Source organism: Arthrobacter sp. FW306-1B-G06A (assembly GCF_058781765.1).
The window spans coordinates 64,743-77,915 of sequence record NZ_JBYSXB010000002.1; the positions used below are offsets into that span (position 1 = coordinate 64,743).

The 13,173-nt window shown below is 63.7% G+C and carries 18 protein-coding genes; 7 read left to right on the top strand and 11 right to left on the bottom strand.

All coding sequences use genetic code 11. The annotated features are described in order from the left end of the window. Positions 1-91 precede the first annotated feature (91 nt). Both AC3WJM_RS01305 and AC3WJM_RS01310 read left to right on the top strand, forming a co-directional pair. A complete protein-coding gene (locus AC3WJM_RS01305) occupies positions 92-469 on the top strand; it encodes a hypothetical protein (protein WP_307053030.1) in 378 nt (125 codons plus the stop codon). Continuing rightward, entirely contained in the window at positions 456-1,088 is a 633-nt protein-coding gene (locus tag AC3WJM_RS01310; protein ID WP_492271043.1) for a hypothetical protein, read from the top strand. The genes AC3WJM_RS01305 and AC3WJM_RS01310 overlap by 14 nt, the downstream gene beginning before the upstream one ends. Before the next feature lie 35 nt (positions 1,089-1,123). Here the strand turns inward: AC3WJM_RS01310 and lplAB are convergent, their stop codons facing one another. The 9 genes from lplAB to AC3WJM_RS01355 form a co-directional block, all read right to left on the bottom strand. Next, positions 1,124-2,221 carry a lipoate-protein ligase LplAB gene (lplAB, locus tag AC3WJM_RS01315; protein WP_370872639.1) on the bottom strand — a complete coding sequence of 366 codons (1,098 nt, stop codon included), beginning with the start codon at positions 2,219-2,221 and terminating at the stop codon, positions 1,124-1,126. 81 nt (positions 2,222-2,302) lie between these two features. Beyond that, a complete protein-coding gene (locus AC3WJM_RS01320; protein WP_009358283.1) occupies positions 2,303-2,560 on the bottom strand; it encodes a type B 50S ribosomal protein L31 in 258 nt (85 codons plus the stop codon). A 202-nt stretch (positions 2,561-2,762) separates the two neighbouring features. Then, a complete protein-coding gene (locus tag AC3WJM_RS01325) occupies positions 2,763-2,999 on the bottom strand; it encodes a hypothetical protein (protein WP_059389251.1) in 237 nt (78 codons plus the stop codon). Then, complete coding sequence (locus tag AC3WJM_RS01330) at positions 2,974-3,450, bottom strand: hypothetical protein (protein ID WP_492271044.1); 477 nt, start codon at positions 3,448-3,450, stop codon at positions 2,974-2,976. Before AC3WJM_RS01330 ends, AC3WJM_RS01325 begins: the two co-directional genes overlap by 26 nt. Before the next feature lie 409 nt (positions 3,451-3,859). Then, positions 3,860-4,759, bottom strand: coding sequence for an RNA polymerase sigma-70 factor (locus AC3WJM_RS01335; RefSeq protein ID WP_492271045.1), 900 nt, complete (start codon positions 4,757-4,759; stop codon positions 3,860-3,862). Positions 4,760-4,769: 10 nt separating this feature from the next. Continuing rightward, positions 4,770-5,345, bottom strand: coding sequence for a carboxymuconolactone decarboxylase family protein (locus AC3WJM_RS01340; protein ID WP_492271046.1), 576 nt, complete (start codon positions 5,343-5,345; stop codon positions 4,770-4,772). A gap of 403 nt (positions 5,346-5,748) precedes the next feature. Next, entirely contained in the window at positions 5,749-6,567 is an 819-nt protein-coding gene (locus AC3WJM_RS01345) for a TrmH family RNA methyltransferase (protein WP_332602128.1), read from the bottom strand. Between the two features lie 7 nt (positions 6,568-6,574). Next, positions 6,575-7,360, bottom strand: a complete 786-nt coding sequence (locus tag AC3WJM_RS01350) for a sulfite exporter TauE/SafE family protein (protein WP_059389254.1) — start codon at positions 7,358-7,360, stop codon at positions 6,575-6,577. A gap of 17 nt (positions 7,361-7,377) precedes the next feature. Further along, the gene (locus tag AC3WJM_RS01355; protein ID WP_059389255.1) at positions 7,378-8,163 is read right to left on the bottom strand and encodes an ABC transporter ATP-binding protein; all 786 of its coding nucleotides are present in this window, start codon (positions 8,161-8,163) and stop codon (positions 7,378-7,380) included. Positions 8,164-8,288: 125 nt separating this feature from the next. Between AC3WJM_RS01355 and serB the strand changes: the two genes are divergently transcribed. Further along, positions 8,289-9,182 (top strand): phosphoserine phosphatase SerB, encoded by an 894-nt coding sequence (gene serB, locus AC3WJM_RS01360; RefSeq protein ID WP_284988201.1) that lies wholly within the window; start codon positions 8,289-8,291, stop codon positions 9,180-9,182. 86 nt (positions 9,183-9,268) lie between these two features. On the opposite strand, the gene AC3WJM_RS01365 is transcribed toward serB, so the two are convergent. Both AC3WJM_RS01365 and AC3WJM_RS01370 read right to left on the bottom strand, forming a co-directional pair. Continuing rightward, complete coding sequence (locus AC3WJM_RS01365; protein ID WP_492271047.1) at positions 9,269-10,018, bottom strand: SDR family oxidoreductase; 750 nt, start codon at positions 10,016-10,018, stop codon at positions 9,269-9,271. Between the two features lie 88 nt (positions 10,019-10,106). Next, the gene (locus tag AC3WJM_RS01370; RefSeq protein WP_059389256.1) at positions 10,107-10,832 is read right to left on the bottom strand and encodes a beta-ketoacyl-ACP reductase; all 726 of its coding nucleotides are present in this window, start codon (positions 10,830-10,832) and stop codon (positions 10,107-10,109) included. A 153-nt stretch (positions 10,833-10,985) separates the two neighbouring features. Here AC3WJM_RS01370 and AC3WJM_RS01375 point away from each other — a divergent pair, with 153 nt between their 5' ends. From AC3WJM_RS01375 to AC3WJM_RS01390, 4 genes are read left to right on the top strand one after another with little or no spacing between them, the layout of a single operon-like run. After that, entirely contained in the window at positions 10,986-11,510 is a 525-nt protein-coding gene (locus AC3WJM_RS01375) for a DUF3099 domain-containing protein (protein WP_332602125.1), read from the top strand. After that, complete coding sequence (locus tag AC3WJM_RS01380; protein ID WP_059389258.1) at positions 11,507-11,785, top strand: hypothetical protein; 279 nt, start codon at positions 11,507-11,509, stop codon at positions 11,783-11,785. Before AC3WJM_RS01375 ends, AC3WJM_RS01380 begins: the two co-directional genes overlap by 4 nt. Next, a complete protein-coding gene (locus AC3WJM_RS01385; protein WP_492271048.1) occupies positions 11,786-12,640 on the top strand; it encodes an SURF1 family cytochrome oxidase biogenesis protein in 855 nt (284 codons plus the stop codon). Beyond that, positions 12,624-13,109, top strand: coding sequence for a YbaK/EbsC family protein (locus AC3WJM_RS01390; protein WP_492271049.1), 486 nt, complete (start codon positions 12,624-12,626; stop codon positions 13,107-13,109). Before AC3WJM_RS01385 ends, AC3WJM_RS01390 begins: the two co-directional genes overlap by 17 nt. Positions 13,110-13,173: the final 64 nt, after the last annotated feature.

Here is a 13,173-nt window from a genome sequence, read left to right on the forward strand (position 1 = left end):
GACTGCTGGCCTTGAACCAAGGGGATCGCCGGCATCGTCTTTAGATGCAAAGCCCGGCGCTCCGCATGGGCCTTTCTTGAGGACGGTCACCATGAAGATTCCTCGCCCCGTGCTTGCCGTCGCGGCGCTGGGTGCCAGCCTTTTGCTCGGGGGCTGCTTCGGCGGACAACCTGCCGCTCCGGCGCCCGCAAGGCCGCCGGCGAGTACAACGCCCGCCCCAAGCACACCGTCACCCGCGCCGACGGCGACGCCGGTCGCACCGCCTGCTGCCCCACCCGCCGTCGTTCCAGCCACGGTTCCACCCGCAGCGCCAGCCGTCGTTCCGCCACCCCCAGCGCCGCCAGCCGTGGTCCCGCCGCCGGTACCGGCGCCACCGCACATGGCGCCGCCGACCCCGCGGCACCCCAATGGCGGCGACCGCGACGGCGACGATAACGGCGGACCGGACGACGGCGATGGAAACCGCTAGCACGCCGCCTCGCATTAAACCGGCACTGTCTGCCGGGCTCTCCTTGGGCACGGCTGCTGCGATAATCGCCGTCGCAGCTTGCAGTTCCGCTGGTCAAAGCCCGGGTTCCCGCCCCGAGCAGTCTGCGGAAGCGCCGTTCGGGTGGTTCACGGCAGCACCGGCCCCGGCAGGCTGGAGAACCATGGACCTCCCGGATGGCACCGGGGTCCTTTCGGTCCCTGCCGATGCGAGTCCTGCGGAAAGCGACCCGGGCAGCGTGTCCGCGGCTGTCTCGTCCCCAACGGGTGAACCTCGGATCTACTTCAACGCCACGCCCCGGCAGGGCAGCGAGTCGCTGGACAATTGGAGCACCTTCAGGATTGATCACTTGGCGGACGAGAACTCCTCGTCGCCCACCAAAATCGCCGAGCGATCCGGAATGGCTTTCCTTGGCGGTACGGGATCCTGTGTCGAGGACAGCTACGTGACCCGCGTCGGCAACAACCAATACCGGGAAATGGCTTGCCTCGTAGCGGGGAGTAAGGGCAGCAGCGTCCTCATCGTGGCGGCTCCCGCCGATTCATGGCCGCTCTACGGTCCGGTCCTGGAACACGCAGTGGACGCGTACCGGGCCGGTTAAGGAGGGAACACCCGCAGTTAAGGAACACGGTGCAGTTAAGGGACACGGTGCAGCCATTCTTCAGTACCGAACTTTGACTGCACCCGCTCCCGGGCTATCGCCAATTCAGCGTCGGTGATGCGGGACTCCGTGGCGCCGTAGCGCTCGGTGAAGACTTCCTGCATGGCTTTGATGATGTCCGTCCGCGCCAGGCCGGTTTGCCGTCGGAGTGGATCCACGCGCTTCTTTGCGCTGCGGGTGCCTTTGTCGGAAAGCTTTTCCTTGCCGATGCGCAGAACCTCCACCATCTTGTCGGCGTCGATGTCGTAGCTCATGGTGACATGATGCAGCATGCCGCCGTTGGCGAGGCGCTTTTGCGCCGCACCGCCGATCTTTCCCTGCTCGGTGGCGATGTCATTGAGCGGGACGTAGAACGCGGTAATGCCCAGTTTTTCCAGGGCAGCCATGACCCACGCGTCCAGGAACGCGTAGGAGTCGGCGAAGCTGATGCCATCGACGAGGCTCTGTGGCACATAGAGCGAATAGGTGATGCAGTTCCCCGCTTCCATGAACATCGCTCCCCCGCCGCTGATGCGGCGGACCACCGTGATGCCGTGGCGGGCAACGCCGTCGGGATCCACCTCGTTGCGGTAAGACTGGAAGCTGCCGATTACCACCGACGGCTCTTCCCAGTCCCAGAAGCGCAGGGTGGGCTTGCGTAGCCCGGCCCCGACCTGTTCGGTGAGGACCTCGTCCAGCGCTACATTGAGGTGGGTGGGAAGGACCGACGGCGGGATGACCTCCCACTGGTGGTCCGCCCACCCGCTCGCCTTGGACAGCGCCCTGCGGACAGCGACGGCGACGGCGTCGGCAGAGAAGCCGAACAGGACAGCGTCCGCGGGCAATGCGGCGGAGACGGCAGCGGAAATCTCTGCCGGCGTCGAACTTTCCGGAAGGCCCGTGAGCGCCCGGTTGATGTCCTGCAGGGCCTCGTCCGGTTCCAGGAAGAAGTCTCCGCTGAGCGAGACGTGCGCGAACTGCCCATCCACGACGTCGAGGTCGACCACCACGAGCTTTCCGCCGGGGACCTTGTATTCGCCGTGGAGCAGGGGATCGGGTTGCTCGAAAGCCATGCTGGAAGTCATGGCTTCCATCCTGCCGGAAAACGCAAAAGCCCGCAGCCACCGAAGATACGGCGGGTGCGGGCTTTCACAGAAGCTTGGAGGTGAAGTTGATTACTTCTTGCCGCCGAAGCCCTTGAAGCGAGCGTTGAAGCGCTCGACGCGGCCTGCAGAGTCCATGATGCGCTGCTTGCCCGTGTAGAACGGGTGGGACTCCGAGGAGATTTCGACGTCGATGACCGGGTAGGTGTTGCCGTCTTCCCACTCGATGGTCTTGGAAGAAGACACGGTGGACTTGGTCAGGAACTTGACGCCGGAAGCCAGGTCGTTGAATACAACAGCTTCGTACTTCGGGTGGATATCAGACTTCATAATGGGACCTTTGTTCACGCAGCTGGATTTTGCCAGTTGCCAGGTATGAATGGAGGTGGTCCGTTGCTTCCATTTGCAAATTTCAGCGGTCGGGCCAACAACCAATCATAGCGGAAACCGCAGGGCCAAACGAACCGAGGTCAGCCGCGGGGGCGGTCTCCTCATTGGCCGCGCCTGTCAGGAGTGCCTGCAAGTGTCCTGGCTAGTTTGCTTCCCTGTAGTCGTGGTGGACGTCGTTCGGCAAGGACTCTGCCTCGCGTGAGCGGAGTTCTGCTTTCAGCTTCCGCGTCTTCTGGATCTGTATTTCGTTGAGTATCAGAGGAATGAGCACAAAGAGCGGGAAGACGAGCCGCCCGAAGACAGGGAGGTCTTCGAGGAAGATCGCCCAGAACATTGCGAAGACGAATACAGCACTATAGATGTACCGGAAGACAAGCATGTTTCTCCTCGTGCGTTATGCGCAGTCGCGGGCTGGCATGGGTATGGCCCCGGCTCCAGGATTCCAAATCCTGGATCCGTAGCAACCCCACAGGAGAAGCCCTGAGCTGGACTGTGGTGTCAGCCTCCCAGCCGTACATGGCGACGACCGGGTATGGAATCCACTGGATCGAGGGATCCGCGACGATTGGATAGGCAGCACCGTTGGTGTTGACGTGCTGGGTGATTTTGGACCCGTTGACGGTATACGACGTCGGGAGCTTCTTGCCGTTGGAGTCGAGTGCCCATGGGGCACTGATGAATGGAATCACGATGCGGGCGGACTGGTTGCGGAGCTGCACGCCGCCGTCGTTGGTGAGTTCTGCGACGTACCCGTCCGGGATCGACATGGAGAAGTCCGCGGAAGCTGCCGCTGCCGCGGTTCCCGTGAGCAACTTCTTCAGTGCATTCATCAAGTTGTCCCCTAACCTCTGATTGACTTGGAATCAGCAACGCCAAAGGTGATAGCCGTCTTTCACTTTATTTTGCGGCGTCGACGGAAACGTCATCCTCGGGGACTAGTTTGTGCGCCGATTCGGTTTTGCCTGGTCCACCTATCGGATGAGCCGGATAACGACGCTCAGACCCTTCGCGCCGCAGGCGTGCCCGACCGGGGCAGAGCGCCGGCTGTTGCTTGGCTCGCCCGTCTAGTGTTCGACGGGTCGGAATCGCGGGCTCGAGTTGGCGAAGAGACAGCAGACCCCAGCCAAAGAATCATGCTGCACTTTGTCTCAGAAGTCCGCATGTGGAGCGGTGGATCCCACTTCAGCTGTACGAGGCCACGCCGACTTGCGCCGAGATCGCAATGGAGGGTCGGAGCGGCTAGCGCACCAACTGGGTCTCCTCCTCCAAGTGGCCCAGCTTGTCCGGGTTACGCATGGCGAAGATCCGCGCGATCCTGCCGTCCTCCACCACCAGGCTGATGAGCGACGGACCGCCTGCTTCGTCGTCGATCCGGATGCCGAGGCCGCCGTTGAGCCAAAGCAGAGCGATTTTCGGGTTGAGCGCGGCCTCTGGGAAGGACCGCAGCAGATTTGTCACCTTCTTCGCACCGTACACCGGCACCCGAACCGCCTGCGCGAGGCCGCCGCCGTCGGCGATGAGTACGACGTCCGGCGCCAACACATCCATCAAGCCCTGCACATCCCCGGTGGTGACCGCCGCCAAGAACCGTTCGACGACTTCCTGCTGCTCGCTGCGGTCCACGCGCATGCGGGGGCGGCGGGCGGCCACATGAGAGCGCGCACGGCTGACGATCTGGCGCACGGCGGCCGCTGACTTGCCCACGGCCTCGGCAATCTCCTCGTAGGGCACGTCGAAAACCTCCCGTAGTACGAAGACCGCCCGCTCCACAGGGGTGAGGGATTCGAGAACGGTGAGCATGGCGATCGAGACGCTTTCGGCCAGTTCCACGTCCTCGGCGACATCCGGCACGGTGAGCAGGGGCTCGGGCAGCCATTCCCCGACGTAATCCTCCCGCCGTCGTGACAGCGTGCGGAGGCGGTTGAGCGCCTGGCGGGTGACGATACGGACGAAATAGGCCCGCGGGTCACGCACCTCCACGCGGGCTCCGGCGCCCAGGTCAGACCACCGCAGCCAGGCCTCCTGCACCACGTCCTCGGCATCGGCGGCGGAGCCGAGCATTTCGTAGGCGACGGTGAAGAGCAGGCTGCGATGAGTGACGAAAAGGTCCAAGCTGTCGGCGGCGCCGGAGCTGCTCATGCCCGCCACGCTACCGCGCGCCGCTTCGTGCCGCGAGCGGCTTCAAGCCACAGGCATCCGCGAAACCCTCGGACTCAATGCCCAGGGCGACGTTGCCGCGGGTCGTGAGGTTGGCAAAGCCGATAACGCTGGTCAGCTCAACCAGGGCCGGTGCGCCGAGCTGCTCCAGCAGCCGGGCAGCGAGCTCGTCAGTGACCGTTACGGGGGTCGTACTCATCGCTTCGGCATATTCCAGCACGTCCCGCTCCAGGGGCGTGAAGACCCCGGAATCACGCCAGCGCGGGATCTGCTGTGCCTTTTCCAGGTCGAGGCCGTGGTTGTGGGCCATGAAGTAGTTGTAGTCCAGGCACCACGTGCAACCGATGAGTGAGGCCACGGCCATGTGCGCGTAGGACTTCAGCGACTCGTCACAGCTGTTCCACTTCTGCAGCTTCTGTCCGAAGCCCATGGATGCCTTGAGAACGGGCTGGTTGTGCCACATGACGCCCAACGATTCCGGGACTTTGCCAAACATCTTCGCGCTGAATTTCTTGATGAGTGCGCCGTAGAAACCGGTGATCTCTGCGGCGGGGATCCTGCTGGTCATGACTCCTCCTGCGGGTCGGTTCTGGGTCCTATGACATGAAGACACCACCCGCGCCCGATCTGTGACAGCGACGTGACGCCAGAGGGCGGCGTCCACCTGATCTGATAACTGTCCCCGCCCGCGTAGCCTAGGGCTAACGATTATTGGGGGGAACCAGTGAATTTAAGTCCAGCCTTCAGTGTTATTGGGTTCTGTACGCGATCGTCACGTTCGTGCTGGCTGGACTGGCGGTGTACGCCCTGGTCCTCGTCATTGTTTTCCTTCGGCTGCGGATCGCCGAGCTGAAGCAGGCGGCACGGCGCAAAGACGATCCCCTGCGGTGATGACTCGAGCAAGCGAATGACCCGGTCAGATGCATGTCTGGGCACCCTGACCCGTCTCAGATTTTCCTTCATGCCATTCGTTACCTCGTCGCGTAGAAGGCGACAGCCGACGACGCAGCAACGTTCAGCGAGTCGACGCCGTTCATCATCGGAATCGTCACGCGGGCATCAAGTAGTTGATCTGTCTCGGGCTTCAGCCCGTCGCCTTCGGTTCCGAAAACCAGCACCAGGTTTTGATGATCCTGGGCCACCAGCTCATCCAGAGTGATGGCTCCCTCCCCCAGGGACATGCCTGCCACGAAGTAGCCCGCCTCTTTCAGCTGTTCGATGCTAGCTGGCCACGGGTCGACCCTTGTCCACGGCACCTGAAAAACTGTGCCCATGCTGACCCTGATCGAGCGCCGGTACAACGGATCGGCACACTGAGGTGACACCAGCACGGCGTCGACGCCAATGGCCGCGGCTGACCTGAACACGGCTCCGACATTTGTATGGTCGGTAAGGTCCTCAAGCACTGCGATCCTTGATCGCCCTCGTGCACGAACGCAATCGGCGAGAAGTTCCTCGAGGGGCACCGGTGCGGGCCGGTGCATGGCTGCCATGGCACCGCGGTGCAGGTGGAATCCGGTGATTTCCTCAAGCAGCGAAGCTTTGCCGATGTAGACCGGGACCTCCGGGAACTGTTGGAAGACGTCGTCGAGGTCTTCCAACCATTTCTCCGCCAGGAAGAAGGAACGGGGTTGGTGCCCGGCCGCGAGGGCGCGTCGCAGGACCCGTGACGACTCTGCGATGTACATGCCCTCCGCGGGCTCGCGGAGCTTGCGGAGGTGGACATCCGTTAGTTGTGTGTAGTCGGCAACGCACGGATCGTCGGCCGACTCGAGGTAGTGGAAAGTCACGGGGTTCCTATTTCAGCAGGTTGGCGATCATGAACCCGAGGGCCACGATGCCGAGCGCGAAGATCACGATGCGCAGCGCGAGGGGCTTCAAACGCCGTCCCACTTTGGAGCCCACCAGACCGCCGATCAACGAACTGACCGCGATGACTGCCACCACCGGCCATTCGATCCGGCCAAAGGCAAACAAGAGGTAGGAGCAGGCTGCCACTACGTTGACGGCCAGCACCAGGATGTTCTTCATCGCGTTGGCGTTCTGGATGGTGCCGGTCATGAAGACACCCAGAATGCCAACGAGCAGGATGCCTTGGGCTGCGACAAAGTAGCCGCCGTAGACCCCCGCGAGGTACACCAACACCACCAGGATCACGGTGTGCCGCTTGTCGTGGATGGCGTGCTCCGGGTTGCCGGCCCGGTCCTGGACCCACCGTTGGAGTTTCGGCTGGAAGAGCACCATGAGCAGCGCGACCACAATCAGGATGGGAGCGGCGTAGTAGAAGACCTTTTCCGGAAGGTGCAGCAGCAGCCAAGCACCCGTGATGCCGCCAAGCAGCGACGCCGGCAAGAGCCTGAGCAGTTGCCGGCCCCTGCCCCTGAGTTCGTGTCGGTAGCCCCAGGCCCCTGTCACGTTGCCGGCCACAAGCCCCATGGCGTTGCTGATGGTCGCCGTGACGGGCGCGTAGCCCAGGGCGATGAGGACCGGGAACGTCACCAGGGTGCCGGAGCCGACAACGCTGTTGATGGTTCCGGCCCACAAGCCCGCGAAAAAGATCAGGATGCCGCTAAGGATCTCCACTGCTTCTCGCTGCCGGCCTAGCGGCGGGCGGTGGCCGTGTATCGGCCGGAGTTTTCGGTCACATCCAGGGGCAGGCCGAAGGTGTTGCTGAGATGTTCCGCGGTCAGGACTTCCTCGATGGGTCCTGCGGCAACCACCCCGCCGTCGCGAAGCAGCATGGCGTGGGTGAATCCCGGAGGAACTTCTTCAAGGTGGTGCGTCACGAGGACCATGGCGGGGGCGTCCTCGTCACGGGCGAGTTCACCGAGTTTGTGGACGAGCTCTTCGCGTCCGCCGAGGTCCAGGCCGGCGGCCGGCTCGTCGAGGAGGAGCAGCTCCGGGTCGGTCATGAGGGCCCGGGCGATCTGCACGCGCTTGCGCTCGCCTTCGGAAAGCGAAGAGAAGGAGCGGTTCAGCAGCGGACCCATGCCCCATTCGTTGAGAAGGCCGAAGGCCCGGCGCTCGTCGTCGCGCTCGTATCCCTCACGCCAGCGGCCGGTCACACCGTAGGCTGCGGTGACCACGACGTTCAACACGTTTTCCTGTTCCGGGATCTGGGTAGCCAGGGCCGCCGAGGAAAGGCCGATCCGCGGACGGAGCTCGAACACGTCCACCCGGCCTAGCGTCTCGTCCAGGATCCCGGCCTTCCCGCTGGTGGGATGCATCCGGGCTGCGGCGATCTGGAGCAGAGTGGTCTTTCCGGCACCGTTGGGACCGAGGATGACCCAGCGTTCGCCTTCATTGACCTGCCAGTCAACCTTGTCCAGCAGGGTCTTGGTACCTCGGACAACGCTGACGGAAGCCAATTCAAGAACATCACTCATAGGAGTAGACACTAGGACAAAAATAGGGGCGATAGATAACTGGAACCCCGGTCACATGGTTTGCGCGACGACGTGGATGAAGCACGAGTTCGGGCGGCGGTTCCCCGCTCGCTAAGATTGCAGCCATGAGTTCGAACTTGACCGCGGTCAGCTATGGCGTGAATTTGTCCCTTTCGGAGCTTGAACACCTGCGCAAGGTCTTGTCCGGATCGGGGGCTACCTTCACGTCGGAGTCGCGTTCGGGCGACGAGCGCTTCGGGGTCTACACCATGGGCCTGGCCGTTGACGGGGCTACTGACACCGACTTGTCAGGCCTCCGGCGCAGGGTCGCCGAGGCCTCCGCACCGGGCATGGACACCGCGATTGTCGCCGACGCGCTGCGTGACGCTTCGCGCAAGCTGCTCATCATGGATGTGGACTCCACCCTGATCCAACAGGAAGTGATCGAACTGCTTGCCGCGCACGCCGGCAAACGCGAGGAAGTAGCCGCCGTGACCGAGGCTGCGATGCGCGGCGAACTGGACTTCGCGCAAAGCCTCCACGCCCGGGTGGCGGTCCTCGCAGGCCTGCCGGCCGCCGTCGTCGACGCCGTCCGCGCCGAGGTGCGCCTGAGCGAGGGGGCCGCGGAACTCGTGGCCGCGTTCAAGGCCGCCGGCCATGCGGTGGCGGTGGTATCCGGTGGCTTCAACCAGATCCTTCGGCCCATCGCTGAGGAACTCGGCCTGGACTACTGGATCGCAAATGAACTTGAAATCGTTGACGGCTTCCTGACGGGCAAGGTCCTTGGCGACGTGATCGACCGCGCCGCCAAGGAGAAGTACCTTCGCGAGTGGGCAGCCGCCGAGGGAATCGACCTGGAGCACACCATCGCAGTGGGCGACGGTGCCAATGACCTGGACATGCTGGGCGCTGCGGGCATCGGTGTGGCGTTCAACGCCAAGCCTGCCGTCCGGGCGGTAGCCGATGCCGCCATCAACATGCCGTACCTGGACGCGGTCCGGCATATCGCCGGCGTTTAGGCGGAAATGCACGCGCAACGACGAAGCGGCCCGGGACAGTGTCATTCAGACAGTCCCGGGCCGCTTCTTTATGCGCTAAGAGGTGATCAGGCGCTCTTGCCGAAGTAATCGGCGCCGCCGACGTACACGGTGTGGCCGCTCTCGACGTCGGCCGTGGCCATCTTCGCCACCTCGGCTGCGAACTCCTCCACCGAGTACAGCTTGCCGGCCTCGGCCCGGCGGGCCTCGATGGCGCCAGGGTTCGAGCGGTCCAGCAGGGTGGCCGTCACGGTGCCCTCGATCATGTCGCCGGAAACCACCACGAGGGAGATGCCCTTGTCGCTAAGGTTCGGCAGAAGTTCACGCAATGCGTCTTCGCCGGCGCGCTTGCTCCGGGCAACGGGCTCGTACTCGGGCATCGTGGGAACGGTCTCGACGAAGTGCGCCTGGTGGCTCGTGACGAACACCACGCGGGAACCTTCCGGCATCAGCGGAACTGCGGCGTTGAGCATGTTGATCTGGGCGTCGCGGTTCAGCTTGAGGGCGTAGTCCTCTTCCATGCCGGACTCCATGCCGCCGGAAGCGTTGAGCACGAGGACGTTCAGCGAACCGAATTCCTCCATGGCGGCGCTGGCCAGCGCCTGGACGCCTTCCTGCGTGGTCAGGTCCGCGCCAACGGCTACGGCACGGCCGCCGGCCGCCTGGATCTCGCCGACTACCTTGTTGGCCCGGGGGGCCTTCTGGCGGTAGTTGACGACGACGGCAGCGCCCTCGCCAGCCAGGATCTTGGCTACTTCAGCGCCGATGCCGCGCGAAGAACCGGTGACGATTGCCGTCTTGTTGTCCAGCAGTCCCATTCGTGCTCCTTTATTCAAAACGTCCAACTTGTTGAAAACATCCAACTTCTATTAATTCCGAGTCAATCATGCCAGCGGGATTGGTGATCTAGTGGCCCATGCCCAGGCCGCCGTCCACGGGGATGACGGCACCGGAAATGTATGCGGCTTCGTCACTGGCAATCCAGCGGACCACGTTGGCCACCTCGGAGGCTTCGGCAAAGCGGCCGGCCGGAACACTCGCCAAGTAGGCCTTCTGGGTGTCTTCGGGAAGCTCGGCGGTCATGTCCGTGTTGATGAACCCCGGTGCCACCACGTTCGCCGTGATGCCCCTGCTACCAAGTTCGCGGGTGAGGGAACGGGCGATGCCCACCATGCCCGCCTTCGAGGCCGAGTAATTGATCTGTCCCGGTGCGCCGTAGAGACCCGACACGGAAGAGATCAGCACAACCCGGCCCTTGCGCAGGCGGATCATGCCTTTGGAGGCACGCTTGATCACCCGGAAGGCGCCCGTGAGGTTGGTGTCGATGACGGACGTGAAGTCGTCCTCGCTCATGCGCAAAAGGAGAGTGTCCTTGGTGATCCCGGCGTTGGCTACCAAAACCTCCACGGGTCCATGGGCGGCCTCGACTTCCTTGAACGCTGCGTCGAGGGAGGCCTCGTCCGTCACATCGGCCTTGACGCCAAGGATGCCCTCGGGAAGGGGGGTTTCGCTGCGGTAGGTCACGGCGACCTTGTCGCCGTTGGCGAGGAATGCCTCTGCGATAGCCAGGCCGATGCCGCGGTTTCCGCCCGTGATGAGGACGCTGCGGGCGGTTGATACTGCTTCAGACATGCTGCTCTCCAGAGTTCCGCGGCAGGACCGTGCCGCTTGAAAGTGGGTGATTTCCTGCATCGATCTTAGCCGCCGCGAGGCCCCGGCCGCGGGTAGCTGCACCTGGCGCGGTTTGGGAGGCCCGTTCAAGGGTGAGAGAATTGAGGGAAGCCGTTGGAGCGTGATGAATCAGCCGTGACAAGAGATAGCAGTCCCCTGCAGGCGCCCGGGGACCCCGACGCCGTATCAGGTGACCCCGTGGTGCATAGCATTACCGACGCCGCCGCCGCCCACTCGGACGACATGCGCGAACGAATGATCAAGTACGCCTTGGCAATGGGTATCCGCTTGGTGTGCCTCATCCTCATTTTCGTGGTCGACGGCTGGTTCAAGATCATCGCTGTCGCAGGGGCCGTGTTCCTGCCCTGGATTGCCGTAGTGATCGCCAATGGCAGCGACAAGGCCGAAGTCCACAGCGACGCCTTGCTGGACTACGTCCCGGCCGTCGAGCTGGAAGCGGCACCGGCTGAAGAAGGGGCGCCGTCGGCGGCGCCCGTCACCGTCCTGGAAGGCGAACTCATCGACGACGACGGCGACGACGCCACCGTCCAGGACGCTTCCGGTCCGGAACCAGCCGACAACACCGGTGCCAGCAAGCAGCGATATCCGCTCGGCGGGGAAGAACAGGCGGCTTCATGAATATCTTCACTATGGGCGGCCTTGGGCTGGAGAATGAAGAGCACGCAGGCCGGGGCGGGACTCATCCGGCCGTCTGCTCACGCAAGGCGTGCCGCGCCGAGGCGACGTGGCAGCTCCTGTGGAACAATCCCCGCATCCACACTCCCGAGCGCCGCAAAGTATGGCTGTCCTGCGAGGAACACCGGGAATGGTTGGAGGACTACTTGCAGACCCGCGGCCTCTGGAAAGAGACCATCCCGTTCGCGATGACCACTGACCCAGGCGAGGCCAGCTGAATGTACCGCTTTCTCTTTTCCAGCAAGTGGCTGGGCTACTTCGTCTTGGCCGTGATCTTCGCCACCGGCTGCGTCTTGCTGGGTCGCTGGCAAATGGACCGCAGGGCCGAGACGTTGGCCGAGATCAACCGCGTTGTCACCAACTACTCGGCCGCTCCCCTTCCCTTCTCCGCCGCCAAGGCGGAGTTCCAGTCCCTGGACCCCGAACGGGAATGGGCACAAGTTGACCTCCACGGAAGGTATGACGTTGCGGGCCAACGAGTCGTCCGTAACCGTCCCCTCAACGGCCAGCCCGGGTACGAAGTAGTGGTCCCGTTCCGATTGTCGAGCGGCGACGCCGTGGTGATTGACCGCGGATGGTTGCCCATCGGAAACAAGACACCCGGGCACCCCGACAGCATCCCGGCCCCGCCTGCCGGCGAGGTTACCGTCGTCGCCCGCTTGAAGGCCTCTGAACCGGATCTGGGCCGCGGCGCGGTGGACGGCCAGCTGGCATCGATCGACCTCCCTTCATATGCCACGGAACTTGGCTATCCCATCATGACCGGGGCCTACGGGCAGCTCGCCACGGAATCGCCCGCCGTCCAGGTGATGCCCGCGCCGTTCGCCAAGCCGGCCACCGACGAGGGCACCCACCTTTCCTACTCCTTGCAGTGGTTCGCGTTCGGCGTGCTGATGTTCGTTGGTTTCGGCTACGCTGCCAGGCAACAGGCCCGCAATGCCCGGATTGATGCCGAGGACGAGGAAGAAGAAATCAGCGCGATGCCTCGTCCGAAGGCACCCGCGCCACGGAAATCAAAGCGGCCAACGGCCGAAGAAGAGGAAGACGCCATCCTGGATGCGCAAGGCTACTGAAACGATCCCGGCCTCCGTGTTGAACGTGAAGTCCGCCCTGACCGCGGCGGGCGCCCAGGACACGGTGCTCACCTTCGACGACGATGTCCCCACCGCCGCTGCGGCAGCATCCTTGCTGGGTTGCGCCATTGCGGCCATCGCCAACAGCCTCGTCTTCGAACTCGACGGCACTCCCCTGTTGATTCTCGCGAGCGGGGCCGCGAAGGTGGACACCGCCTTGGTCGCGGATTCCTTGGGCACAGCCAGGATCCGCCGGGCCAGCCCGGACTTCGTCTTGGAGCACACCGGCCAGGCCGTAGGCGGCGTGGCTCCCCTTGGACACCCGCGGCCCCTACGAACCATCCTCGACATCTCGCTCCAGGAGCATCCACTGCTCTGGGCGGGCGCGGGTGACCATAACTCGATGTTCTCCATCAGTTACAGCGAACTCCAGCGGATTACGGCCGCCCAGCCCCTCAAGGTCCGCTGAGCCAGCAGTCCGCCGGGCTATTGATCCGGCGGAGCCGTCGTTCCGCTGCGGCCTGGGGCTAGGC